Here is a 23881-nt window from a genome sequence, read left to right on the forward strand (position 1 = left end):
CGCAGGCTCCCTCAGATGTTCGCGTTGGTGGTGGCCGGCGCAAGGCCGATGCTGCCGCTGCGCCCGGAGGTGATCAGCTCGACCACCTGCGTCGTCGTCGTGTCCTTCGCCCTTACTTCTGCCGCGACCCGACCGAGATAGAGCACGGCGATTCGGTCGGCGACCTCGATGACGTCGTTCATGTTGTGCGAAATGAGCACCACGCCGCGCCCCTGGTCAGCGAGCCGCCGCACCAGGTCGAGGACCTGTCGGGTCTGCGCGACACCGAGCGCCGCGGTCGGCTCGTCGAGGAAGACCACCTTGCTGTCCCAGAGGACTGCCTTGGCGATCGCCACGGTCTGGCGCTGCCCGCCTGAGAGGCTGGAGACCCGTTGGCGTACCGACGAGACGGTGCGCACGGACAGTCCGGCCAGCGTCTGTCGCGCCTTCCTCTCCATCTCGCCGTCCGCGAGGAAGCCCAGTCGCCGGATCTCACGGCCGAGGAACATGTTCTGGGTGATGTCCAAGTTGTCGGCCAGCGCGAGGTCCTGGTAGACGAACTCGATGCCGAGCGCGGTCGCGACCCGCGGGTCATCGATGTGAACGGGCTGGCCCTCGAATCGGACCTCGCCGCTATCGATGCCGTTGATGCCGGCGATGCACTTCACCAGCGTCGACTTGCCGGCACCGTTGTCACCGACCAGGGCGGTGACCTCGCCGGGGTAGACCCGGAAGTCGACGTCGTGCAGGACGTGCACAGGTCCGAAGCTCTTGTTGAGGCCGGTGATCTCGAGGATCGGATCGGTCACGGGTTCACCTCTGGAGAGTGTCAGGTGCCTTCGTCCTGCCGGCCGGCGCTGTGAGCGCCGGCCGGCAGGACGATCGACGGATCAGGACAGGCCGAGCTTGCTGCAGGCGGACGTGATCCCCTTGCAGATCTCGGCGGTGGTGAGCGCGCCCGCCTTGACGACGTCGTTGACGTTCGCCTGGGTGATCACCTGGGCCGGAAGAAGCAGTGCCTGGATCTTGTGGCTCGGCTTCTGCGGGTCGTTGAAGTTGGTCAGCGTCATGCCCGCCTTCGACGGGTCCTTGCCCTGGATCAGCGCGATCGCGAGCTGAGCGGCCGCCTGAGCCTCGAGCTTGACGTTCTTGAACACCGTCATCGACTGCTGGCCGGTGACGATGTTCTGCAGGCCCTCGACGCCGGAGTCCTGTCCGGTCACCGCGACGTGCCCAGCGAGCCCGTTCTTCTTCAGGACGCCGATCACCGCGTTGGCGATGTCGTCGTTGGCGGCGAGTACCCCGTCGACCTTCCCACCCGCGGCGGTGAGCGCTTGGTTGAACGCAGGGGCCGCGTTGCTGACGTTCCAGCCCTTGACCACGGACTCGGAGACGATCTTGAGCTTGCCCTGCTGCTGCAGCGGGTCGAGCACCTCGTGGGCGCCCTTCTTGAACAGCACGGCGTTGTTGTCCACGTCGGTGCCACCGTCCATCATGATGATGTTCGGGTCCTTGACCCCCTGCGCGTCGAGGCAGTCCACGAGGGTCTGCGCCTGCAGCTTGCCGACATCCTCGTTGTCGAACGAGACGTAATAGCCGGCGCTGCCGCCGAGGTTCACCCGGTCGTAGTCGATGACCTTCACACCGGCAGCAGCGGCCTTCTGCTCGACACCGGCACCGGACGGAGCGTCGATCGAGTCGATCATCAGGACCTTGACGCCCTCGCCGATCATGTTCTGCGCGATCGATGCGAACTTGTTCTTGTCGCCCTGGGCATTCTGAATGTCAGCGGTGATCCCGGCCCCGGTGAGAGCCTTCTGCAGCAGGGGCTTGTCGTAGAGGGTGTACCGCGTCGATGACGTGGTGTCGGGAAGGATCACCCCGACCTTCCCCTTGGCCTTGCCGAGGTTGGTCGCGGCGGGCAGCTTCGCTCCGCTCGTCGGCGGGTTGGAGAGGCTGCACGCAGCACTCACCGACTTCGCGGGTCCCGAGCTGCTGCTGTTGCTGCTGTTGGAATTGGTGTTGCTGGACCCACACGCGGTGAGCGTGAACGTCGCGGCGACCGCGACCGAGGCCAGCGTTGCTGTGGTCTTGCGCATGCCCTTTGCGCCTTCCGGTTCCGGTGCGCCCGCGTGACCGGGCTCACGTGTATGTTCTGGGCGCGAACATATACACCCGAGGCACCTCGGCGCCAGAGCCGCAATGAATTCGTTACCGGATCAGAGCCGTTCGATGATGGTCACGTTCGCCTGCCCGCCGCCCTCGCACATGGTCTGCAGGCCGAACCGCCCGCCGGTCCGCTCGAGCTCGTGCAGCAGGGTGGTCATCAGCCGGGCTCCGGTCGCACCGATCGGGTGACCGAGCGCGATCGCTCCCCCGTTCACGTTCACCCGCTCCATGTCCACGCCGGTCTCCTTCGCCCAGGCGAGTACGACCGATGCGAACGCCTCGTTGCACTCGAAGAGGTCGATGTCGTCGATCGACAGGCCGGTCCGCTCCAGGGCGTGCCGCGTCGCGCGGATCGGCCCGGTCAGCATCCACACCGGGTCGTCGCCCCGCACGCTCAGGTGATGGATCCGGGCCCGGGGCGTGAGCCCGTGATCCTTCACCGCCTGCCCGCCGGCGATCAGCAGCGCGCTGGCCCCGTCACAGATCTGCGATGCCACCGCTGCGGTGATCCGGCCGCCCGGCACCAGCGGCTCCAGGGCGGCCATCTTCGCGAGCGAGGTGTCGCGAGGACACTGGTCGGTCGTGAAGGTCCCGTCAGCCACGGGTACGGCGGCGATCTCGCGCTCGAACCGCCCCTCGGCGATCGCCTGCCTGGCCCGCTCGTGCGAGCGCAGCGCGAGCTCCTCCATCTCCTCGCGGCTGATCTCCCACTTCTCGGCGATCATCTCGGCTGAGCGGAACTGGCTGACCTCCTGGTCGCCGTACCGCTTGTTCCAGCCCGGCGACTCGGCGAACGGCGTGGAGAAGCCGTACTGCTGGCCGACCAGCATGGCGGCCGAGATCGGGATCGCGGACATGTTCTGCAGCCCGCCGGCGACCACGAGGTCCTGGGTCCCGGACATCACGGCCTGAGCGGCGAAGTGGACCGCCTGCTGGGCCGAGCCGCACTGCCGGTCGATGGTCACCCCGGGGACGTGGTCGGGCAGACCGGCCACCAGCCACGCCGTGCGCGCGACGTCACCGGCCTGGGAGCCGATCGTGTCGCAGCACCCCATCACCACGTCGTCGACCGCACCCGGGTCGATGCCGGTGCGCTCGACCAGGGCGGAGAGGACGTGGGCACCGAGGTCGGCCGAGTGGGTCGACGCGAGTGCGCCGCCACGCTTGCCGACCGGCGTTCGGACCGCCTCGATGATGTAGGCCTCAGGCATGGGCTATTCCCTCCAGCAGGATGGACAAGTACTGGTCGGCGACCTGCGCCGCCGAGAGGGCACCGCCGGGGCGGTACCAGTTCACCGCCACCCACACGGTGTCGCGCACGAACCGGTAGACCAGGTCGACGTCGAGGTCCTCGCGGAGCTCGCCCACGGCGACCGCGTCACGCAGCAACGTCGTCCAGAGCTCCTGGAACCGGGCGTTGCGCTCGGTCAGGTAGGCGAACCGCTCGAACCCAGCCAGGTAGGCGGCGTCGTTCTGGAAGATCGCCACCTCGCTGTGGTGCTGGTCGATCGCGCCGAAGGACGCCCGCACGACCGCCTCGAGCTTGCCAAGCGGGGTCCGGTCGCTGGCGACGATCGCGTCGTACTCGTCGAACAACTGCTGCTGGAAGGTGTCGAGAAGCTCGTCGACCATCGACTCCTTGGAGTCGAAGTGGTGGTAGAGGCTGCCGGACTGGATGCCCGCCTCGTCGGCGATGTCGCGGACGGTGGTGTTGCGGAAGCCGCGCTCGGCGAAGAGCCGCCCGGCGATCGCGAGCAGCTCGTCGCGGCGGCTCTCCGCGGTGTGCTCAGGCATGCTGGCTGCTCACGGAGATCACCTCGCCGGTGAGGTACGACGAGTACTCGCTCGCCAGGAACACCATCACGTTGGCCACCTCCCACGGCTCGGCCGCCCGGCCGAAGGCCTCGCGCTGCTTGAGCTCGTGGAGCAGCTCGTCGGAGGTCACCTTCGCGAGGAACGGGTGCATCGCCAGGCTCGGCGAGACGGCGTTGACCCGGATCCCGTGAGCAGCGACGTCGAGGGCGGCACACCGGGTCAGCGCCATCACACCCGCCTTGGCGGCCGCGTAGTGGGCCTGGCCCTCCTGGGCCCGCCAGCCGATGACCGAGGCGTTGTTGACGATCACGCCGCGCTTGCCTGCCTCGATCATCTTGCGCGACGCCGCTCGAATGCAGCGGAAGGTGCCTGTCAGCGTGATGTCGATGACCTTCGACCACTGCTCGTCGGTCATCTCGAGCACGCTGGCGGTGCCGCCGAGGCCGGCGTTGTTGATCATCACGTCGACGCCGCCGAGCTCGTCCGCGGCGTCGAGGAGTACCTGCACCTGGGCCTCGTCGGTGACGTCGCAGACCAGGCTGCGCACCCGGTCGGCGCCGAACTCGGCGCCGAGGCTCTGCTCGGCTTCGGCAAGCCGACGCTCGTGGGTGTCGCCGATCACGACGCCGCGGGCTCCCTCCTCCAGCACCCGGCGCGCCACCGCGGCGCCGATCCCTGCGCCCGCGGCCGCGGTGACCACCACGGTCCTGTCCTTGAGCAGGCCGTGCGCCGGCGGATACTCCGGCGTCGGCTGCTCGGGTCGGATCGCTGTCATGAGGCCCCCTTGGGCTCGCCGCGGACTTCTCTGGGAAGGCCGAGCACGCGCTCGGCCAGGATGTTGCGCTGGATCTCGTCGGACCCGCCGTAGATCGTGTCGGCACGGCTGAACAGATACAGCCGCTGCCACTCGTCGAGGCCGCCGTCGGCGGGGTCGCCGGTGGCGAACAGGCCGTCGCTCCCCCGGACAGCCATGACCAGCTCGCCGAGCGTGCGGTGCCAGCTCGCCCAGAGCAGCTTCGCGATGCTCGTCGACCCCAACCGGGCTTGCGTCGCTGCGTCGAGGCTCAGAGTGCGCAGCGCGTTGAGCCGGATCACCTCGAGCTCGGCGGACGCCCTCGCCAACCGGTCCCGCAGGACGGGGTCGTCGATGGTGCCGTTCCCTCGGGCGAGCGCGATCACCGCGTCGAGCTCGCGACGGAAACCGGTCTGCTGGCCGATCGTGGAGACCCCCCGCTCGAACCCCAGGGTTGCCATGGCGACCTTCCAACCGTCACCGGGTCTGCCGACGACGAGGTCGGCGGCGGTGCGGGCGCCGGTGAAGAACACCTCGTTGAACTCGGACGTCGCGGTCAACTGGACGATCGGACGAACCTCGACCCCGGGCTGGTCCATCGGCACCAGGAGGTAGGACAGCCCGTGGTGGCGGCGGGCGCTGCCGTCTCCGCCTGCCGGCTCGGTGCGTGCGACCACGAAGCACCAGTCCGCCACATGCGCCAGCGACGTCCAGACCTTCTGTCCGTCGATCACCCACTCGTCCTGCTGCCCCGAGGGACCGGTCTCGAGCCGGGCCCGAGTCTGCACGTTCGCCAGGTCCGAGCCCGCGTTCGGCTCGGAGTAGCCCTGGCACCACAGCTCCTCGACCGCGGCGATCCTGGGCAGGAACCGCTGCTGCTGGGCAGGCGTGCCGAACGCGATCAGGGTCGGGCCGAGGAGCTCCTCGCCGAGGTGGTTGACCCGGGCCGGCGCGTTCGCACGGGCGTACTCCTCGTGGAAGATCACCTGCCAGAACAGCGGCAGGCCACGGCCACCGTGCTCCACCGGCCACCCGAGACAGGTCCATCCATGGGCGGCGAGGTGCCGGTCCCAGGCGAGCCGTTCCTCGTGGGCCTCGTGCTCCCGGCCAGGGCCACCGAGGCCGCGCAGCGCGGCGAACTCACCGGCGAGGTTGTCCTCGAGCCAGGTGCGCACCTCGGTGCGGAAGGCCTCGTCCGCAGCGCTATAGGTCAGGTCCACGAGTGCTACCCTACCAAGCACTTGCTTGGTTCACCCGCCCCGGTATCGATCGCCCCAGGAGGAGAAGCGTGTCCGACACCATCCCCGACGCGCTACGCGCCGCCGCCGCGGCGTACGGCGACCGCCCGGCGTACGTCGACGGCGACCGCACCCTCACCCACGCACAGCTGCACGCGCTGGTCCGGAGGACTGCGGCTGGCTATCTGGCCGCAGGAGTGAAGACGGGCGACCGGATCCTGGTGTGGGCGCCGAACAGCCTCGACTGGGCGGTCGCCGCGCTGGCCATCTCGTACGCCGGCGGCACGCTGGTCCCCGCCAACAGCCGCTACACCGCCCACGAGGTCGCGACCCTGATCGAGCGCACCTCGGCCCGGCTGGTGCTGGTCGCCGACGGCTTCCTCGGCGGCACCCAGATCGCCGACCTACGGGGCGCGTCGCCGCTGGAGTCGGTCGCCGAGGTCCTCGACATCGCGGCGCTCGACGAGCTACGCAGCCGCGGGGACGCGGTCGACCCCGCCGCCGTCGAAGCGCGCGCCGACGCCGTCTCCCCCGACGACGTCGCCGACATCATGTTCACCTCCGGCACGACCGGACAGCCCAAGGGCGCCATGACCGCGCACCGACAGACCCTCGGGGTGGCGCGGGTGTGGGGGCGGCTCGGCGGGATCACCGCCGAGGATCAATACCTGGTGATCGCACCGTTCTTCCACACCTTCGGCTACAAGGTCGGCATCCTCGTCGGGCTGCTCACCGGCTGCACCCTGCACCCGGCCCCGACCTACGACCCGGTCGGGATGATGCAGCTGATCCAGGACGCCCGGATCACCGTGCTGCCGGGTGCCCCCGCGATCTATCAAGGGCTGCTCGACTCGCCCGAGCGTGGCCGTTTCGACCTGTCATCGCTGCGGCTGGCCGTCACCGGTGCGACGATGGTGCCGGTGGTGCTGATCGAGCGGATGCGCGCGGACGCCCCTGCGGGCCTGGCGATCGACCAGGTCGTCACCGCCTTCGGCCAGACCGAGGCCGTGGTGGTCACGATGTGCCGCAAGGAGGACACCGCCGAGACCGTGGCGCACACCTGCGGATCTCCCGTCCCGGGAATGGAGATCCGGCTGGGTGAGCAGGACGAGCTGCTGGTGCGCGGCGACTACGTGATGCTCGGCTACCTCGATGACCCCGAGGCGACCGCTGCCGCCATCGACGAGGACGGTTGGCTGCACACCGGCGACGTCGCCACGATCGACCGTGCCGGCAACCTGACCATCACCGACCGGCTCAAGGACATGTACATCTCGGGCGGCTTCAACGTCTACCCCGCCGAGGTCGAGCAGCAGCTCCTCCGCCACGACCGGATCGCCGACGCCGCAGTCATCGGCGTCCCGGACGACCGGATGGGCGAGGTCGGCAAGGCCTTCGTCGTACGCCGCGACCCCGCGCTCACCGCCGACGAGGTGATCGCCTTCGCAAGCGAGAGGCTGGCCAAGTTCAAGGTGCCGCGACAGGTGGAGTTCCGCGATGCCCTCCCCCGCAACCTGTCCGGCAAGGTGCAGAAGGTGGATCTGTCGTGAGCCCGCAGCGTGACGAGCTCCCCAACCTGGAGCTCACCGAGGACGACATCGCCTTCCGCGACGAGGCGCGCGCCTGGCTTGCCGCGAACGTGCCGGCCGAGCCGCTCCCGTCGATGGACACCGCGGACGGCTTCCGCGCCCACCAGGAATGGGAGGCCAGGCTCGCCGCAGCACGCTGGTCGGTCGTCTCCTGGCCGCAGGAGTACGGCGGCCGCGGCGCCTCGATGGTGCAGTGGGTCCTCTTCGAGGAGGAGTACTACCGGGCGGGTGCCCCCGGCAGGGTCTCCCAGAACGGGATCTTCCTGCTGTCCCCGACGATCTACGAGTTCGGCACCAAGGAGCAGCAGGACCGCTGGCTCCCGTCGATGGCGACCGGCGAGGTGATCTGGGCCCAGGCCTGGTCGGAGCCGGAGAGTGGCTCGGACCTCGCCTCGCTGCGGTCGACCGCCACCCGCGACGACAGCCGGGGCGGCTGGGTGCTCAACGGGCAGAAGACCTGGTCGTCTCGTGCGTCGTACGCCCATCGCGGGTTCGGGCTGTTCCGCAGCGACCCCGACTCCACCCGGCACCACGGGCTGACCTACCTGACCTTCCCGCTGGACGCCGATGGACTCCTGGTGCGGCCGATCGCGCAGCTGGACGGAGAGGCCGGCTTCGCCGAGCTGTTCTTCGACGACGTCTTCGTGCCCGACGCCGACGTGCTGGGCGAGCCCGGCCAGGGTTGGGCGGTCGCGATGAGCACGACCGGCAGCGAGCGTGGCCTGTCGCTGCGCTCACCGGGGCGGTTCTGCGCCGCCGCGGACCGACTGACGGCGCTGTGGCGCTCTCACGGTGCCCCGACCGCCTTCCGCGACCGGGTGGTCGACGCCTGGCTGGGCGCCGAGGCCTACCGCCTCTACACCTGGGGCACCGTGACCGGCCTCGTCACGGGCCGCAGCATCGGCTTCGCCAGCTCGGCGAACAAGGTGTTCTGGTCCGAGCTCGACGTGGCGCTGCACGAGACCGCGCTGGACCTGCAGGGGCCAGAGGGCGAACGCTTCTCGCCCTGGACCGACGGCTACCTGTTCTCGCTGTCCGGCCCGATCTATGCGGGCACCAACGAGATCCAGCGCAACATCGTGGCCGAGCGGATCCTCGGTCTGCCCAGGGAGCCGAGGGGGGCCGGCGCGTGAGGTTCGAGCTGACCGACGAGCAGCGCGGGTTCGCCGCCTCGCTCACTGACCTGATGCGGTCCGCCGACGCGGTCGGGGCGGCTCGGGCCTGGGCGGCAGGAGACAAGGATCCTGGCACCCGACTCTGGAGTCGGCTCGCCGAGCAGGGCGTCACCGCGTTGGTGCTCCCCGAGGACCAGGGCGGCCTGGGTGGCACGCTCGTCGACCTCGTCGTCGCCTTCGAGGTGCTCGGCCACGGGCTGGCGGTCGGCCCGTGGATCGAGTCCGCGGCGCTGCTCCCGCATGCGGACGGAGCGATGATCACCGCCGCCGTACCCCCGCTCGCGCCGTACGCCGTCGACGCCGACGTGGCCACCTTGGCCAGCGGCACCGCGGGCCAGACCCTCGCCTCGATCGACACCACCCGCACGCTGGTGGCGGTCGCCGGCCCCGACGAGATCCCCGCCGACGCCGTCGACCGCGCCGTGCTCGCCGCCTCGGCCGAACTGCTCGGCGCCGGTGAGCGGCTGCTGTCCGACACCGTCGCCTACGTCAAGCAGCGCCGTCAGTTCGGCCGGGAGATCGGCTCCTACCAGGCGGTCAAGCACCAGCTCGCCGACGTCCGGATCGCGCTCGACTTCGCCCGCCCGCTGGTGCTCGGCGCCGCTCTGGGCGACGTACCGGTCTCGGCGGCGAAGGTGATGGCCGGCGATGCGGCCCGTCGCTCCGCGCGTACGGCGCTCCAGCTGCACGGAGCGATCGGCTACACCCGTGAGCTCGACCTCGGGCTCTGGATCAACCGGGTTCGTGCGCTGGTCGGCGCCTGGGGATCCGCCGACCACCACCGCGGCGTGCTCGCCGAGCTGCTGCGGGAGGCCTGATGCACTTCGCTCGCAGCGACGAGCAGCAGGAGCTCGCCACGATCGTGCGCAGCCTGCTCACCAAGCGTGCTGACAGCGCGGCAGTCCGCGCGGCCGCGGAGTCCGACGCCGGGTACGACGTCGCCCTGTGGCAGGCGCTGTGCGAGCAGGTCGGCGTCGCGGCTCTGCCGGTGCCCGAGGAGTACGACGGCGTAGGCGCCTCACTTGTCGAGACCGCGATCGTCCTGGAGGAGCTGGGCCGCAGCCTTGCTCCGCACCCACTACTGAGCAGCGCGGTGTCCGTCGCGCGGCTGCTCCTGGAGGGCACCGACGACGAGCGCGCGGAGCGGCTTCCCCGGATCGCGGCGGGCGAGGTCCCGTCCCTCACCCTGGGCACTGTGGTCCTCGAGCCCGCCGAACGCTCTCCCGCGATGGATCCCGCGCTGCGGATCGGGGTCGCCGATCCGGCAGCGGACCCGACCGTCGAGATTGCGGCCGTGGCAGCCGCGCTGGTGTCGGCCGAACAGGTCGGCGTGATGCAGCGCGGGCTGGACATGACCGTTGGCTACGCCGGCGAGCGGGTGCAGTTCGGCCGCCCGATCGGGTCGTTCCAGGCGATCAAGCACCGACTGGCCGACCTCCTCGTGCTGCTCGAGGCGTCCCGGTCGGCCAGCTGGGCGGCGACGTACGCCGCGGCGGCGTACCTCGGTAGGCCCGACGCCGACCATCGCGCGGTGCTCCTGGAGCGGGCCGCGGTGGCGCGCTCCTATTGCACCGATGCGCTGGACCGGGTCGCCTCGGAGACGATCCAGCTGCACGGCGGGATCGCGATCACCTGGGAGCACGACGCCCATCTGGTCTTCAAGCGTGCGCACTCTCTGGCGCACCTGCTCGAACCGGCACACGTGGCGCGGGCGAGGCTGCTCGGCTGAACCGGTACGACCGGTTCCGAGCCGCGCCGTTTCCGGTATTCGGACGGCCGCCGAAACCTAGGCTCTCCGAGAGGAGAGGGACGAGGGATGGCGAACCTGGTGGAGCTGGCGCGCGCGTGCGCCACGAGCACGACGGTCGATCAGCTCACGACTGCGTCGACCGGGCTGCTCGAGGAGTTGGCGACGGCTCAGCGCGTCGCCGTGCTCGCGCCCGCCATCGCACCCCGGATCGGGGGCGACGGCCTGGCGGCGTGCACCGTTCCGACCGCGTGGAGCGCGGCCGGCATCACCGTCGCCCGCGGCCGAGAGCTCCCCGGTGATGCCGGGACCCTGGTCATCGGCTGGGCCGGCGCCGCCCCCGAGGTCTCCCCCGACCTCGGCGTCGCGCTGAGCCTGCTCGACAGCGCCATCGCGCGGATCAACGCCGAGGCGCGGCTGACCGATCTCGCATCGCGCGTCGACAATGCCCAGCACTTGGCAGACATGGGCGACTATGACTGGCACATCCCCAGCGACACGAACCTGTGGTCGGACCAGCTCTACCGGATCTACGGCTACGAGCCGCACGCATTCGACCCGAACTACGAGGCGTTCTTGTCCCATATCCACCCCGAGGACCGGGAGCGGATCACCGCGATCCACCAGCACGCCTACGCCACGGGCGAGCCCTACCAGATGATCGAGCGCATCGTCCGGCCCGACGGGACCATCCGGCATCTCTCCTCGAACGGCGAGGTGATCATGGGGCCGGACGGCACTCCTATCCGGATGCGGGGAACGTGCGTCGACATCACCGACCGGGTCCTCGTCCAGCAGGAGCGCGAGCATCTCGCCGCACGGTTCCGGGCACTGGTCGAGTCCGCGCCGGACGCGATCTTGGTGCTCGACCGCGCGGGCCGGGTGGTGCACTCGAACGGTCGCGCCACCGAGCTGCTCGGGGGGGACCCCACCGGTGAGGCGATCGAGCGGCTGGTCCCCGACGGCGTCGGTCACGAGGAGCTCGGCGCCCCCGGAACCGGTGTCGACGGACGGCCGCTCGTCCTCGACCTGCACTCCGCGGTGCTCAGCGACGTCGACGACCCGGGACTGGTCGCGGTGTTCCTCCGGGACGCCACCCCGCGACGAGACGGTGAGGCGCTCGCTGCGCGGCTGCGCGAGTCCCAGATCCGTCGGCGACAGGCGCTGGAGATCAACGACAACGTGGTGCAGGGCCTGGTCGCCGCGTCGTACGCCCTGGAGCAGCGGGCCCTCGGCGACACCGGTGCCCACCTGACTCACACCCTCGACGCGGCCCGCCGGATGATGGACGACCTCCTGGAGCCGCTCGAGGGTGCCGACCTGCGCCCCGGAGACCTGGTGCGCACCGAGCCGACCGTCGCCGCCGATGTGCCGGCCCCGGCAGAGTCTCGCGGGACCGGTACGTCGTGCCGCGTGCTCGTCGTGGACGACTCCGCCGACCTGCGCAACCTGCTCCGCCTGAAGCTGTCCGCGCAGGCGCGCTACGACGTGGTCGGGGAGGCCGTCGACGGCATCGACGCGATCGCGAAGACTGCCGAGCTGCAGCCCGACCTGGTGCTCCTCGACATGGCGATGCCGCGGATGGACGGCCTGGAGGCACTCCCGCAGATCCGGACCAGCGCACCCTCGGCACATGTCGTCGTGCTCTCCGGCTTCAACGAGAGCACCCTGGCCGCCCAGGCGATGAGCGCCGGCGCGGACCGCTACGTGGTCAAGGGCGGCAGCATGCGCGCGCTGATCGACGTGCTCGACGACGTCACAACCGGGTCGGGTCGGGCCGCTCCCGCCGGCTAGGCGACGATCTTGCGCGGGCGACCGCGACCTCGCTTGGTCGCCACCACGACGCCGTCGACGAAGATCTGGCCGCCCCAGACCCCGTGGGGCTCGGCCCGCGCGATGGCACCCGCGAGGCACATCTCCCGCACCGGGCAGCCGGCACAGAGCCGTTTGGCCTGCTCGAGCACGGTCGGCTGCTCGGCGAAGTACAGCTCCGCATGACGGTGGCACGGCAAGTCGCTCAACTGTTCCCCCTCGTCCGTGGTGATGCCCCTCAGGCTCGTCCTCTGAGGTAGTCGGGCACATCGGGAGATATCCCTAGATGTGCCCCAGATGTGCCCCGAGGAGCACCCCGAGACGGTGCCTGGGGACGGCTACACCGCAAAGCTCTCCGCCGCCTCCTCCACCGACTCCGGCGCTGTCGGCAACACCGTGTCGCGCAGCGGGACCTGCTTGACGAACCAGGCCAGGACCACACCCGCGACGCTGATCAGCGCGGCCCACCAGAAGATCTCGTGGGTGCCGGCGACGACCGCATGCTGCACGACCGACCGGACCTGCTCGGGCAGCGACTCGACGACCTTCGGCGTGAGCGTGCTGGTGTTGCCCACCGAATGTGCCTGACCGCCGCCGAGCCCGGAGAGGTGGGTGAGCAGCTCGTGGGCGTAGATCGCACCCAGGATGGAGACTCCCAGGGAGCCGCCGAGGTTCCGGGTGAAGGTGGCCGTGCCGGTGGCCGCGCCGAGATCCCGGATGGCGACGCTGTTCTGCGCTATCAGGTTGGTCGTCTGCATCAGGCAGCCCATGCCGGCGCCGAGCAGCACCATGTAGAACGCCGTTGTGGACTTGGAGGTGTCGACGGTCATGGTCGAGAACAGCCACATCCCGCTGGTCAGCAGGATCGTCCCGACGATCGGGAAGGCCTTGTAATGGCCGGTGCGGCTCATCACCTGGCCGCCACCGAGCGAGAACACCATCGCGGACAGCATCATCGGCATCAGCAGCAGGCCGCTGTTGGTGGCCGAGGCGCCCTGGACCAGCTGCTGGAACTGCGGAAGGAAGGTGATGCCGCCGAACATCGCGAATCCGGCGACGAAGCCCAGCGCCGTCGAGAGCGAGAAGTTCATGCTGCCGAAGAGCCGCAGCGGGATGATCGGCTCCGCGGCACGGTGCTCGATCGCGAGGAACGCCACCACCCCGACCGCGGCGACGACACCCAAGGTGACGACCTGCCACGAGCCCCAGGGGTACTGCGTGCCGCCCCAGGTGATCATCAGCACGAGCGCGGTCAGCCAGACGACGAGAACGGCCGAGCCCGACCAGTCGATCTCGACCTTGCCCTCCGCCTTGACCTCGGCGGTGAGGTGCAGTGTCGACCAGACCACGAACAGCGCGAGGATGCCGAGCGGCAGGTTCACATAGAACGCCCATCGCCAGGACGCATTGTCGGTGATCCAGCCGCCGATGAGCGGTCCCGCGATCATGGCGGCAGGCATCACGGCCATCATCACGCCGATGTACTTCCCGCGCTCCCGCGGCGAGACGAGCATCCCGATCACCGACATGATGCCCACCATCAGGCCCCCGGCCCCGACACCCTGGAAGGCCCGGAACAGCACCAGCTCGGTCATGCTCTGACTCATCCCGCACAAGGCCGACCCGACCAGGAACAGCACGATCGAGGCCATGAAGGCGTGCTTGTGGCCGAAGAGATCGCCGAGCTTGCCCCAGATGGGGGTGGAGACCGTCGAGGCAAGGATGTAGCCGGTGACCACCCAGGACAGGTGGGCCAGGCCACCGAGGTCGCCCACGATGGTCGGCAAGGCCGGGGCCACGATCATGTTGTCGAGCTGGGCGAGCAGCATCGCCACCACCAGGCCGCTCATCGCCGTCAGGATCTGGCGGGGGGTGAGCTTGCCGGCGGCGGCGGGAGGTTGCGTCATGCAAGCAAGCGTACTGACCGACCGGTAAGTCAGGCAACTTGATATCCTCGAGGCGTGACGCAGCCCACCGAGCCGAGCCCCGACATCAGTCCCGAGACGAGTCCCGAGCCGACCAGCGGGACCGCCCCCGGCTCGACGAGCGACGCCGGACCCGGCCAGCACCGCACCCACGACGCCATTCTCGAGGCGGCGCTGCGGCTGTTCGCCGAGAAGGGGTACGACGCCACGTCGATGCGCGAGATCGCCGAGGCGCTCGGGATCTCCAAGCCCGCGCTCTACTACCACTTCGACAGCAAGGAGGACATCGTCCGGGCGATCCTCCAGGACATGGTCGTCCAGCTCGACGACGTGGTTGCGTGGGCCCGTGAGCAGCCCCGCTCCCCCGACCTGGCGCGGGTGATCGTCGAGCGGTGGGCCGACGTCGTCCAGCGGCACGGGTCGCGGATGTTCCGCTTCATGATGGGCAGCCACCACGTCGTGCGCGAGGTGCAGGGCGACAAGCACGCCCTGATGCCGCACCTCAACGAGCTGGCCTCGATCATCGCCGCCGACGACGCCTCACCCGAGCGGGTACTGCGGGCCAGGCTCGCCCTGATGTCGGTCAACGTGGCGGGCGTGGTCGGACTCGACATCGACGGCCCCGACGAGGAGATCCTGGCCGCCGCACGCCGGATCGCGGTGGACCTGCTGCCTGGGCCCTGAGACGCACCGATGGTTGCGGGCTGTCAACACCAGCGGCAGCGAGGCCGGTGAAGGCCGGTGTCGCGACCGTGGGGCACGCGGCGGATGTGACGCGGTTGCTCAGATCTGCGCGGCCGACGGCATGGCGCGGACTACTGGGCATCGAGTCTGCTGGCGGATTCGCCTTGTGGGTAAGGAGATTCGGCTCGATCGATAGTGTCGGTGGTCGCGTCTAGAGTCGTCTCATGGTCTCGGGGAGCAGCGTTCGCGGCGATGTGTCGGTCGCGGCTGCGGTGCTGGCCTCGGTGCGCGAACATCGTCGGGCTGCGGATGCCGCCGAGGCCGCGGTGCTGGCCGATGTGCTGGCCTGGTGTGATCTGCAGGTGACCGAGGACCCGGACCTGGCGGCGACCTGGGGACACAGCCCGGTGCACCTGGGAGGGCCGGGCTGTCCGTGGGTCGGTGAGTTCACCATCACCGAGCTTGCGGCCGGGTTGGGGATGTCGTTGACCGCGGCCCGGTCGCTGGTCGCCGATGTGTTGGAGCTGGCGTTCCGGCTGCCCAGGTTGTGGGCGCGGGTGCAGGCCGGGCAGGTCGCGGCCTGGCGGGCCCGCCGGGTCGCCGAGCAGACCCAGCCGCTGAGCGTCGCGGCCGCGGGGTTCGTGGATGCCCAGGTGGCACCGTTCGCCTCCCGGATGGGTGTTGCGGCGGTGGACCGGCTGGTCGCCGAGGCGGTGGGCCGGTTCATGCCCGACCTGGCCGCCGAGCAGCGGCAGCTGGCGGCGGATGGTCGCCGGTTCGACATCGACCACCAGCAGGTCTCCTTCGCCGGCACCAGCCGGGTCGAGGCCGAGCTGGACCTGGCCGACGCCCTGGACCTGGACGCCGCGATCACCGAGCTCGCCGCACAGCTCAAAGGCCTGGGCAGCGACCTGGGCCTGGATCAGCGTCGGGCGCTGGCGGCCGGGGAGCTGGCCCGCCGCCAGCTCGCCCTCGACCTCGACACCACCACGGTCGCGGAGCCCACCGAGGCTCGGCCCGCTGTCCGGGCCGCTCGGGGGCGCGGCCGCCGGGACCTGACCCTGTACGCGCACCTGTCCGCCGCCGCGATCCACCCCACCCCGGCCTCGACCGCAAGCACGGACGGCACCTGCGCAGACGCGATGGTCAGGCTGGAGGGACACCGCGATCCGGTGATCACCCTGGACACGCTGCGGGACTGGCTGAAGATCCCCGGAGATGTCCGGGTGAGCATCCGCCCGGTGATCGACCTGAACGCCGACCTGACCAGCACCGGCCGGTTCGCCACCAACAACCAACGCGAACAGGTCATCCTGCGCGACCACACCTGCGCCGCACCCCACTGCAGCCGGCCGGCCCGACGACTCGACCTGGACCACATCGGACCCTGGGACGACCACGGCCCACCCGACCAGACCAGCTCGAAGAACCTCGCCGCCCTGTGCCGACACCACCACCGAGCCAAGACACTGACCGGCTGGACCTACCAGCAGCTACTCCCCGGCGTGTTCCTCTGGAAGACCCCACACGGGCTGCGCCACCTCACCTGCGCCGGCCACACCATCGACCTGAGCTGAAGACAGAGCCGCGTTGGGTGGTTGCCGAACGCGTAGAGTGCCCCCATGCGGGGGCCTGCGGTACGGCGGTGGCGCGCCGCCGTGCGTCACCGGCCGCTGCAGGCGCTCTCCCTGTTCCTGCTCGCAGCGCTGGTGGCCGCGTCAGCGACCTTCGCACCGCTCTACGTCCGGGCCGTCGGACAGGTGATCGTCGACCTCGACCTGGCTCACAACCCCTCGCAGACCACCGGGCTGCAGGTGAGCTCACACGCGGGTGCGGCCCCGGGCGCGTTCTCTCCCTTCGCCTCGAGGCCGCCGCTTTCCCCGGCCCAGCTGATCGCGCTGGTCCCGAGAGCAGTGCGCGCGGACTTCGAAGCTCCGGTCATCGACCAGGAAGCATTCACCACCGTGTTCCCCGACGTCCAGCTCGGCCTGGAGGGCACGCTGATCTCCCGTTCCGACATCTGTGCGCACCTGACCATGGTCGAGGGGCGCTGCCCGCGCGCCCAGGACGAGATCGCGATCAGCGAGTACGACCGCCGTCACCGTGGCCTGCACGTGGGCCGCACGACCAAGATCGCGACCCTACCCCCGCCCGAACTCGACGCTCAGCACAAGGTAATCAACCCGCACTCCGAGCCCCAGGGCATCCAGCTGCGCGTGGTCGGCGTCTATCACCAGGTGCCGGGACCGTACTGGTTCGGCCGAATCCTCACCGGCAAGTCCGGCATCATCGCCGACCAGCACACGTTGCACGACGACTGGGTGACGATCCCCGGGACGATCACCAACGTGCGTCGGAGCCGGCCGATGCTGCCGAACCGTCGCAGCCAGGCGCTGTTCCCGATCGATCCAGCCGCCACCGGACTCGACCAGTTCCGCGCCCTCGGACCGCAGCTGCGCCAGCTCGACCGCGCCATCCTGAAACGCTCGGACGCCGGCCAGATCGACACCTACAGCGGCCTGCCCGACCTGGTGAAGGACCTCAACCACCAGCTGCGCCAGGCCCAGGTCACCGTGCCGCTGCTGATGCTCCAGCTCGGGCTGCTGTGCCTGTTCGTGCTGTGGCTGGTGCTCGGCGCTGCCACCGAGCAGCGCCGACCCGAGGTCGCCCTGGCCCTGCTCCGCGGGCGTGGCCGGTCGGGCGCGCGCCGGATGCTGCTGGCCGAGCTGTTGCCGGTGACGCTCGCCGGCGTCGGTCTCGGCACCGGTCTCGCGCTGTTCCTCGCGTGGGTGTGCCGCACCTGGACGCTGCCCGGCTCGGCTCCGTTCGAGGTGACCCGCGAGTTCTGGCTCGCCCTGGTCGCCGCGGTGGTCGCGATCGTGGTGACCACCGTCGTCGCGGTCGTCGGCACCAGCCGGGAGCCCGTCGAGACCCTGCTTCGCCGGGTCTCGCGCCGCAGCCAGGGCTGGCGCCTCGGTGCGCTGCAGACCCTGCTCATCGCCGTCGCCGGCACCGGAGCGGTCGCGTTCGTGGTCGGCGCGCTGGACGGGTCGGCCGCGCTCGCCGGCCCGGCCCTGCTCGCCCTCACGGTCGGCCTGCTGCTCTCCCACCTGACGGTGCCGGTCGCGGCCCGCATCGGCGGCTGGGCGGTGGGCCGGGGACGGATCCGTAGCGGGCTGAGCATCCTGAGCGCGGCCCGGCTGCCGATGACCCGGCGTACGGTCGCGGTCGTCACCGTGGCCACCGCGCTGCTGGTCTTCTCCGCCGACGCGATCGCCGTCGGCGCGCGCAACCGGCAGCTCGCAGCCGAGCAGTACGTCGGAGCGCCGCGGGTGCTCACCGTCAACGGCAACGACCTCCCGGCCGCGCGAGCGGCCGTGGACCAGGTCGATCCCTCGGGCCACAGCGTGACGCCGGTCGTCACGGTCAGGTCACCCGGCGAGGGCGCTCCCACGACACTCGCTGTGGTGCCCGACCAGTTCCGCCGGATCGCGATGCTCGACGTGCCCCATCCGCTGCCGTGGCAGCGGATCGAGCCGCCTGCCGCCAAGCCGGTGCGGATCACCGGCGGGCAGGTCACCGTGCCGGTCGACCTCAGCGGAGCCTCCGGCAAGGTCGGGACGCTCTCGGTCACTCTCTCGCTGGTGTACGCCGACCACAGCAACGGGGTGGCCACGCTGGGCGACCTGGACCCGAAGTCGCTGGCACGCGGACGCTTCACCGCAGCCGTCTCGTGTCGACAAGGCTGTCTGGTCTCCGGGATCGGGCTCAGCGGGCTGCCGGGGGCCCGCGCCCTCGGCACCCTCACGCTGGGCAGGATGACCGTCGCCGGGGGCACGTCGGTGCCGCTGGGGCCACCGGACAACTGGAGCGGCGTCGACGGTTCGGCCGGGCGGATGACGCCGCACTCCGCCGCCGGCGGCGGCCTGCGCATCGACTTCGACACCGAGGGCTCGGAGTCGGTCACCATGCCGCAGCGCTGGTTCCCCACCCGGGTCCCGGCCATCGTCGTGGGCTCCCTTCCACCGACCAGCCACGGCAACGCGTTCGCGCTCACCGGGCTGGACGGCCAGGATCGCGACGCCCTCCGGGTCGCCAGCGCGGCACGCGCACCGTCCGCGCCGCCACACACCGCGGTGGTGAACCTCGACGTCGTCCAACGAGGCAGTGACATCGACATCGACGACAAGATCCAGGTGTGGCTCGGACGCGACGACCCGGCGCTGGTCCATCGCGTCGAATCGGCGCTCGCGGACCACCAGGTGTCGGTGCAGACCAGCGCGTCGGTGACCGACCAGCGCCAGCACTACGACCGGACCGCCGCCGCCTGGGGTCTCGAGCTGGCGGTGATCACCGGAGCGCTCGCCCTGCTGATCGCACTGCTGGTGCTCGTCGTGCTCGCGGTCGCGGGCTGGCGGCTGCGGGCCCGCGACCTCGCCGCGCTGCGGATGAGCGGCCTGCGCGCGGCCGCGGTGCGCACCGTGGCCGCCAGCGAGCAGCTGGTGCCGGTGCTGCTGGCCGTCATCGTCGGCACGGTCTGCGGCCTCGTCGGTGCGGACCTGGCGATGGGCTCGGTCCCGCTGTTCTCCGAGCCTCCGGAGGTGTCGACGCTCGACCTGGCGCTGTCGTGGCCTGCGGTGGCCGTTGCCGCGCTCGCCGGCCTGGTCGTGCTCGCGGTCGGTGGAGCCCTCGCGGGACGGGCGATCGCGGCCCGCGCCGACCTGCAGCGCCTGCGAGGTGCGCCGTGACAGGCCTCGCGATCTCGACCCAGCGCCTGGTGCACATCTATCGCACCGAGGGCCACGACGTCGCGGCCCTGTCCGGCGTCGACCTCGACGTGGCCGCCGGCGAGGTCGTGGGCCTCCTCGGACCGTCGGGAGCCGGCAAGTCGACCCTGCTGAGCCTGCTCGGCGGTCTCTTCCGGCCCAGCGCGGGCAAGATCTTCGTGGGCGCCGACGAGCTCTCCTCGGTCTCCGCGAGCCGGCTCGACGAGCTCCGCGCGGCCCACGTCGCGCTGATGTTGCAGGGAGCCGGGCGCAACCTGCTGCCCTACCTCACTGCTCGCGACAACGTCGCCTTCGCCCAGGACGGGGCCCGGCGAGCCGGTGTCGCCGTACCCGGGGTCGGAGAGGTCCTCGGCCACGTGGGTCTCGACGCCGAGGCCGATCTGCCGCTGGAGCAGCTCACCCCGGGCCACCAGCAGCTCGCCGCGCTCGCGGTGTGCGTCGCGACCGCGCCCGGTGTGCTCCTCGCCGACGAGCCCACCAGCCAGCTCGACCACGAGGCGGCCGACCGGGTCCTGGCGACCATCGGCAGGATCAACCGCGAACTCGGCACCACGGTGGTGCTGGTCACCCACAACCCCGACGTCGCCGCGCGGCTGCCGCGCACGGTCACGATCCGCGACGGCAAGATCGGTGGCGAGGGACGCAGCGGCGAGGAGTACGCCGTGGTGTCCGCGGACGGGTTCCTGCCGCTGCCGGCCCACGCCCTGGCCGACCTGCCACCCGGGACCCTGCTGCGGTTCCACAAGGAGCGCGACGTCTACCAGCTGCTCGTGGAGCAGGCCGGGAACGAGCAGGACCGGAACGAGGAGGATCGGTGAACGGGCCGGTGAACGGGCCAGCGGGCGGTGTGCTCCGCGCCGACGGGCTCGAGGTCCGCTACGGCGACCTGGTGGCGGTGGCGGCACTCGACCTAGTCGTCGCTCCGGGCCAGTTCTTGGCCGTCACCGGGCCCTCGGGCGCCGGGAAGTCGTCACTGCTGTGGGCGCTCGGCGGAGCCCTTCGACCGAGCGCCGGCGGGGTGCGCCTCGCGGACCAGCCGGTCACGGACCGGGCCACTGCCGCTGAGCACGGACTGGTGCTGGTGCCCCAGGGCAACGGGCTGGCGACGTCCCTGACCGCGACCGAGAACGTGCTGGTGCCGCTGCTGGTCCACGGGACCGCACCGGCGGACGCAGCCCGGCGTACTGCCGAGGCGCTGGCGCTGGTCGGACTGGAAGACTCCGGCGGTCACCTCGTCGAGGAGCTGTCCGGAGGCCAGCAGCAGCGCGTCGCACTGGCCCGGGCGTTCGCAGCACGGGCACGGGTGCTGCTCGCGGACGAGCCCACCAGCGACCTCGACGCCGGCAACCGGGTTAAGATGGTCACCGCGCTGCGCGCCGAGGCCGAGCGCGGGTCGATCGTGGTGATGTCCACCCACGACCCCGAGGCCGCTGCCGAGTGCGACGGCGAACTCGCGCTCGACGAGGGGCAGGCGCAGTGGGTACGCCGACTCGACCGGGTGCCGACGGATCGTGCCCCGGGTCATGGTGCCCCGGGTCATGGTGCGCTGGGTCATACCGACGCCTAGCGGGGCGCTGCTAGCGTCCGGCCCATGCGCACAGCCAAGGACTTCTTCGCCCCGCTCGCCGTCGGAGCCCCGGCTCCGCTCCGGGAGATCCCCGCCCGGCCCAGCCGCGCCATCCACTTCTTCGACCCCGGCAACCCGAAGATGGCGGCCAAGGTGCCCGACATGGTCGGCACCGTCGACGTACTGCTCGGCAACCTGGAGGACGCGGTCAAGGCCGAGAACAAGGAGATCGCGCGCGAGGGACTGGTCAGGATCGGCCAGGAGGTCGACTTCGGCCCCACGCAGTTCTGGACCCGGATCAACTCCCTCGACAGCCCGTGGGTGCTCGACGACCTGACCACCCTGGTGCCGGCGATCGGTGACAAGCTCGACGTGATCATGGTCCCCAAGGTGCAAGGCGCCGAGGACATCCACTACGTCGACCGGATCCTCGCCCAGCTGGAGGCCCGCGCGGGACTCGAGAAGCCACTGCTGATCCACGCGATCCTGGAGACCGCCCGGGGCGTGGCCAACATCGAGGAGATCTGCGGCGCGTCGCCCCGGATGCAGGGGCTGTCCCTGGGCCCGGCCGACCTGGCGGCCGACCGGCGGATGAAGACCACCCGGGTCGGCGGCCCGCACCCCGGCTACCTGGTCCGCCAGGACGCCCCGCGCACCGAGGATGGCTTCGCCTACGACGCGGAGCGGACGACGTACCAGCAGGACCTCTACCACTACACGATCGCCCGGATGGTCGACGCCTGCGCGATGCACGGCATCTACCCGTACTGGGGACCCTTCGGCGATATCAAGGACACCGTCGCGTGCGAGGACCAGTTCCGCAACGCGTTCCTGCTCGGCTGCGTCGGCGCCTGGTCGCTGCACCCGGCGCAGATCAAGATCGCCAACAAGGTCTTCTCCCCCAGCGTCGAGGACGTCACCCACGCCCGCCGGGTGATCGCGGCGATGGGCGACGGCACCGGCGCCGTGATGATCGACGGCAAGATGGAGGACGACGCGTCGGTCAAGCAGTGCCAGGTGATGGTGCAGCTGGCCGAGGAGCTCGCCGCCATCGACCCCGAGCTGAAGAAGCAGTACGACGCCATCCAGATCGACGCCTGAGGACCCGATGACCGACTTCACCCCGCTGCGCTCCGTCCTCTACATGCCGTCCTCCAACGCCAAGGCGCTGGAGAAGGCCAAGACCCTTCCGATCGACGGCGTCATCTTCGACCTCGAGGACGCCGTCGCCCCGGACGCCAAGCCGGCCGCCCGCGAGGCCGCCGCCGCTGCGGCCGCCTCGGGTGAGTACGGCCAGCGCACGCTGACCATCCGGGTCAACGGCATCGGCACCGCCTGGCACGACGACGACCTGACCGCTGCCGCGCAGGCCGGGCCGGACGGCGTCGTGGTGCCCAAGGTGAACACGGCCGACGAGGTGCGCGCACTGGTGGACGCGCTCGAGAGGGCCGGCGCCCCGGACCACACCCGACTGTGGGCCATGGTCGAGACACCCGAGGCGATCTTCAACGTCCGCGAGATCGCGGCCGCGTCCGACCGGCTCGCCGTGCTGGTGATGGGCACCAATGACCTGGTCAAGGAGCTCTACGCCGAGCACGTGCCCGGCCGCGCTCCCCTGCTGACCTCGTTGTCCCTGGCCGTCCTGGCCGCTCGCGCCGCCGGGGTGGCGATCCTCGACGGCGTGCACAACAACGTCAAGGACGCCGACGGCTTCCTCGCCGAGTGCCAGCAGGGCCGGGAGATGGGCTTCGACGGCAAGACACTGATCCACCCGGGCCAGGTCGAGGCCGCCAACCGGGCCTTCGCGCCCTCGGAGCAGGCCGTCGAGGAGGCGCGCGGCATCATCCAGGCCTGGGAGCACGGCCAGGGCTCCGGCGTGGTCACCTACAACGGCAGGATGATCGAGAACCTCCATGTCGAGACCGCGCAACGCACCCTCACGCTGCACGACGCGATCACGGCGCTGGGCTGATCCAGTGCGACGGGCTGCGATCGCTGCCGGTGCGCTGGCGCTGGCCTGGGGGCTCAGCGGCTGTGCCGGATCCACACCGACCGGATCGGTGGAGACCCCGATCACCCCGTCGGCCTCGGTGAGCACGCCGACCCCCAGCCCCACGCCCTCGGCGTCGGCCTCGGTGAGCCCCTCACCCGCCGTCACGCCGTCGTCCACACCCACGGCGCCTTCGCCGACTGCGTCCACCTCGGCGACGGCGTCGGGCGAGATCAACCTGAGCGGCAAGCATCTGGCCGGGGTGCTCAGCCCGTCCGGCGGCATCGCCTGCCTGTTCACCGACCTGCCTCGACCCGCGGTCCGCTGCGACGTCCAGGGGGCGCACTGGCAGGGCATCCCGCCCCGCCCCAAGCGCTGCGAGGGCGGGTACGGCGACTCCGTCGAGCTCGGCGCGGACAAGCCGTCGCTGCAGTGCCACAGCGACACCGTGTTCGGTGCGCCGGACCAGCCCACACTGGCGTACGGCGCGACGGCCGTCTACCACCGGCTGCGCTGCGAGTCCGCGCGTACCGGCATCACCTGCCGGAACGCGGCCGGCCACGGGTTCAGCGTGTCGCGAGAGGCCGTCGGGCTGTTCTGACCGCCGCTCG

General features: G+C 70.9%; 21 protein-coding genes. 13 read left to right on the forward strand and 8 right to left on the reverse strand.

Features of this window, described 5'->3' with window-relative positions; genetic code table 11:
* Nucleotides 1-11 precede the first annotated feature (11 nt).
* The 6 genes from Q9R13_RS03340 to Q9R13_RS03365 form a co-directional block, all read right to left on the reverse strand.
* Nucleotides 12-788, reverse strand: coding sequence for an ATP-binding cassette domain-containing protein (locus tag Q9R13_RS03340; protein ID WP_310963649.1), 777 nt, complete (start codon nt 786-788; stop codon nt 12-14).
* 81 nt (nt 789-869) lie between these two features.
* Nucleotides 870-2078 carry a sugar ABC transporter substrate-binding protein gene (locus Q9R13_RS03345; RefSeq protein ID WP_310963650.1) on the reverse strand — a complete coding sequence of 403 codons (1209 nt, stop codon included), beginning with the start codon at nt 2076-2078 and terminating at the stop codon, nt 870-872.
* A 120-nt stretch (nt 2079-2198) separates the two neighbouring features.
* A complete protein-coding gene (locus tag Q9R13_RS03350) occupies nt 2199-3359 on the reverse strand; it encodes an acetyl-CoA C-acetyltransferase (RefSeq protein ID WP_310963651.1) in 1161 nt (386 codons plus the stop codon).
* Entirely contained in the window at nt 3352-3942 is a 591-nt protein-coding gene (locus Q9R13_RS03355) for a TetR/AcrR family transcriptional regulator (RefSeq protein ID WP_310963652.1), read from the reverse strand. The genes Q9R13_RS03350 and Q9R13_RS03355 overlap by 8 nt, the downstream gene beginning before the upstream one ends.
* Entirely contained in the window at nt 3935-4738 is an 804-nt protein-coding gene (locus Q9R13_RS03360) for an SDR family oxidoreductase (RefSeq protein ID WP_310963653.1), read from the reverse strand. Before Q9R13_RS03360 ends, Q9R13_RS03355 begins: the two co-directional genes overlap by 8 nt.
* Entirely contained in the window at nt 4735-5976 is a 1242-nt protein-coding gene (locus tag Q9R13_RS03365; RefSeq protein WP_310963654.1) for an acyl-CoA dehydrogenase family protein, read from the reverse strand. The genes Q9R13_RS03360 and Q9R13_RS03365 overlap by 4 nt, the downstream gene beginning before the upstream one ends.
* Before the next feature lie 68 nt (nt 5977-6044).
* Between Q9R13_RS03365 and Q9R13_RS03370 the strand changes: the two genes are divergently transcribed.
* The 5 genes from Q9R13_RS03370 (at nt 6045) to Q9R13_RS03390 (ending at nt 12299) form a co-directional block, all read left to right on the forward strand.
* The gene (locus Q9R13_RS03370; RefSeq protein ID WP_310963655.1) at nt 6045-7544 is read left to right on the forward strand and encodes a FadD3 family acyl-CoA ligase; all 1500 of its coding nucleotides are present in this window, start codon (nt 6045-6047) and stop codon (nt 7542-7544) included.
* Entirely contained in the window at nt 7541-8716 is a 1176-nt protein-coding gene (locus Q9R13_RS03375; protein WP_310963656.1) for an acyl-CoA dehydrogenase family protein, read from the forward strand. Before Q9R13_RS03370 ends, Q9R13_RS03375 begins: the two co-directional genes overlap by 4 nt.
* The gene (locus Q9R13_RS03380; RefSeq protein WP_310963657.1) at nt 8713-9576 is read left to right on the forward strand and encodes an acyl-CoA dehydrogenase; all 864 of its coding nucleotides are present in this window, start codon (nt 8713-8715) and stop codon (nt 9574-9576) included. The genes Q9R13_RS03375 and Q9R13_RS03380 overlap by 4 nt, the downstream gene beginning before the upstream one ends.
* Nucleotides 9576-10487 carry an acyl-CoA dehydrogenase family protein gene (locus Q9R13_RS03385; protein ID WP_310963658.1) on the forward strand — a complete coding sequence of 304 codons (912 nt, stop codon included), beginning with the start codon at nt 9576-9578 and terminating at the stop codon, nt 10485-10487. Before Q9R13_RS03380 ends, Q9R13_RS03385 begins: the two co-directional genes overlap by 1 nt.
* Before the next feature lie 87 nt (nt 10488-10574).
* The gene (locus tag Q9R13_RS03390; protein WP_310963659.1) at nt 10575-12299 is read left to right on the forward strand and encodes a response regulator; all 1725 of its coding nucleotides are present in this window, start codon (nt 10575-10577) and stop codon (nt 12297-12299) included.
* Here Q9R13_RS03390 and Q9R13_RS03395 read toward each other — a convergent pair.
* Nucleotides 12296-12526 carry a WhiB family transcriptional regulator gene (locus tag Q9R13_RS03395; protein WP_310963660.1) on the reverse strand — a complete coding sequence of 77 codons (231 nt, stop codon included), beginning with the start codon at nt 12524-12526 and terminating at the stop codon, nt 12296-12298. The genes Q9R13_RS03390 and Q9R13_RS03395 overlap by 4 nt on opposite strands.
* 129 nt (nt 12527-12655) lie before the next feature.
* Nucleotides 12656-14224: an MDR family MFS transporter gene (locus Q9R13_RS03400; protein WP_310963661.1), complete on the reverse strand. Its 1569-nt coding sequence runs from the start codon at nt 14222-14224 to the stop codon at nt 12656-12658.
* A 54-nt stretch (nt 14225-14278) separates the two neighbouring features.
* Here Q9R13_RS03400 and Q9R13_RS03405 point away from each other — a divergent pair, with 54 nt between their 5' ends.
* The 8 genes from Q9R13_RS03405 to Q9R13_RS03440 all read left to right on the forward strand — a co-directional run bounded on the left by Q9R13_RS03405 (nt 14279) and on the right by Q9R13_RS03440 (nt 23871).
* Nucleotides 14279-14926 (forward strand): TetR/AcrR family transcriptional regulator, encoded by a 648-nt coding sequence (locus Q9R13_RS03405; protein ID WP_310963662.1) that lies wholly within the window; start codon nt 14279-14281, stop codon nt 14924-14926.
* 224 nt (nt 14927-15150) lie between these two features.
* Nucleotides 15151-16503 carry an HNH endonuclease signature motif containing protein gene (locus tag Q9R13_RS03410; RefSeq protein WP_310963663.1) on the forward strand — a complete coding sequence of 451 codons (1353 nt, stop codon included), beginning with the start codon at nt 15151-15153 and terminating at the stop codon, nt 16501-16503.
* A 45-nt stretch (nt 16504-16548) separates the two neighbouring features.
* A complete protein-coding gene (locus Q9R13_RS03415) occupies nt 16549-19674 on the forward strand; it encodes an FtsX-like permease family protein (protein ID WP_310963664.1) in 3126 nt (1041 codons plus the stop codon).
* Nucleotides 19671-20531, forward strand: a complete 861-nt coding sequence (locus Q9R13_RS03420; RefSeq protein WP_310963665.1) for an ABC transporter ATP-binding protein — start codon at nt 19671-19673, stop codon at nt 20529-20531. Before Q9R13_RS03415 ends, Q9R13_RS03420 begins: the two co-directional genes overlap by 4 nt.
* Nucleotides 20528-21280 (forward strand): ATP-binding cassette domain-containing protein, encoded by a 753-nt coding sequence (locus Q9R13_RS03425; protein ID WP_310963666.1) that lies wholly within the window; start codon nt 20528-20530, stop codon nt 21278-21280. The genes Q9R13_RS03420 and Q9R13_RS03425 overlap by 4 nt, the downstream gene beginning before the upstream one ends.
* 24 nt (nt 21281-21304) lie before the next feature.
* A complete protein-coding gene (locus Q9R13_RS03430; RefSeq protein ID WP_310963667.1) occupies nt 21305-22381 on the forward strand; it encodes an HpcH/HpaI aldolase/citrate lyase family protein in 1077 nt (358 codons plus the stop codon).
* A 7-nt stretch (nt 22382-22388) separates the two neighbouring features.
* Nucleotides 22389-23252 (forward strand): HpcH/HpaI aldolase/citrate lyase family protein, encoded by an 864-nt coding sequence (locus Q9R13_RS03435; protein WP_310963668.1) that lies wholly within the window; start codon nt 22389-22391, stop codon nt 23250-23252.
* Nucleotides 23253-23256: 4 nt separating this feature from the next.
* Nucleotides 23257-23871: a DUF6636 domain-containing protein gene (locus tag Q9R13_RS03440; protein WP_310963669.1), complete on the forward strand. Its 615-nt coding sequence runs from the start codon at nt 23257-23259 to the stop codon at nt 23869-23871.
* Nucleotides 23872-23881: the final 10 nt, after the last annotated feature.

The organism is Nocardioides marmorisolisilvae (genome assembly GCF_031656915.1).
GTDB classification, from domain to species: domain Bacteria; phylum Actinomycetota; class Actinomycetes; order Propionibacteriales; family Nocardioidaceae; genus Marmoricola; species Marmoricola terrisoli.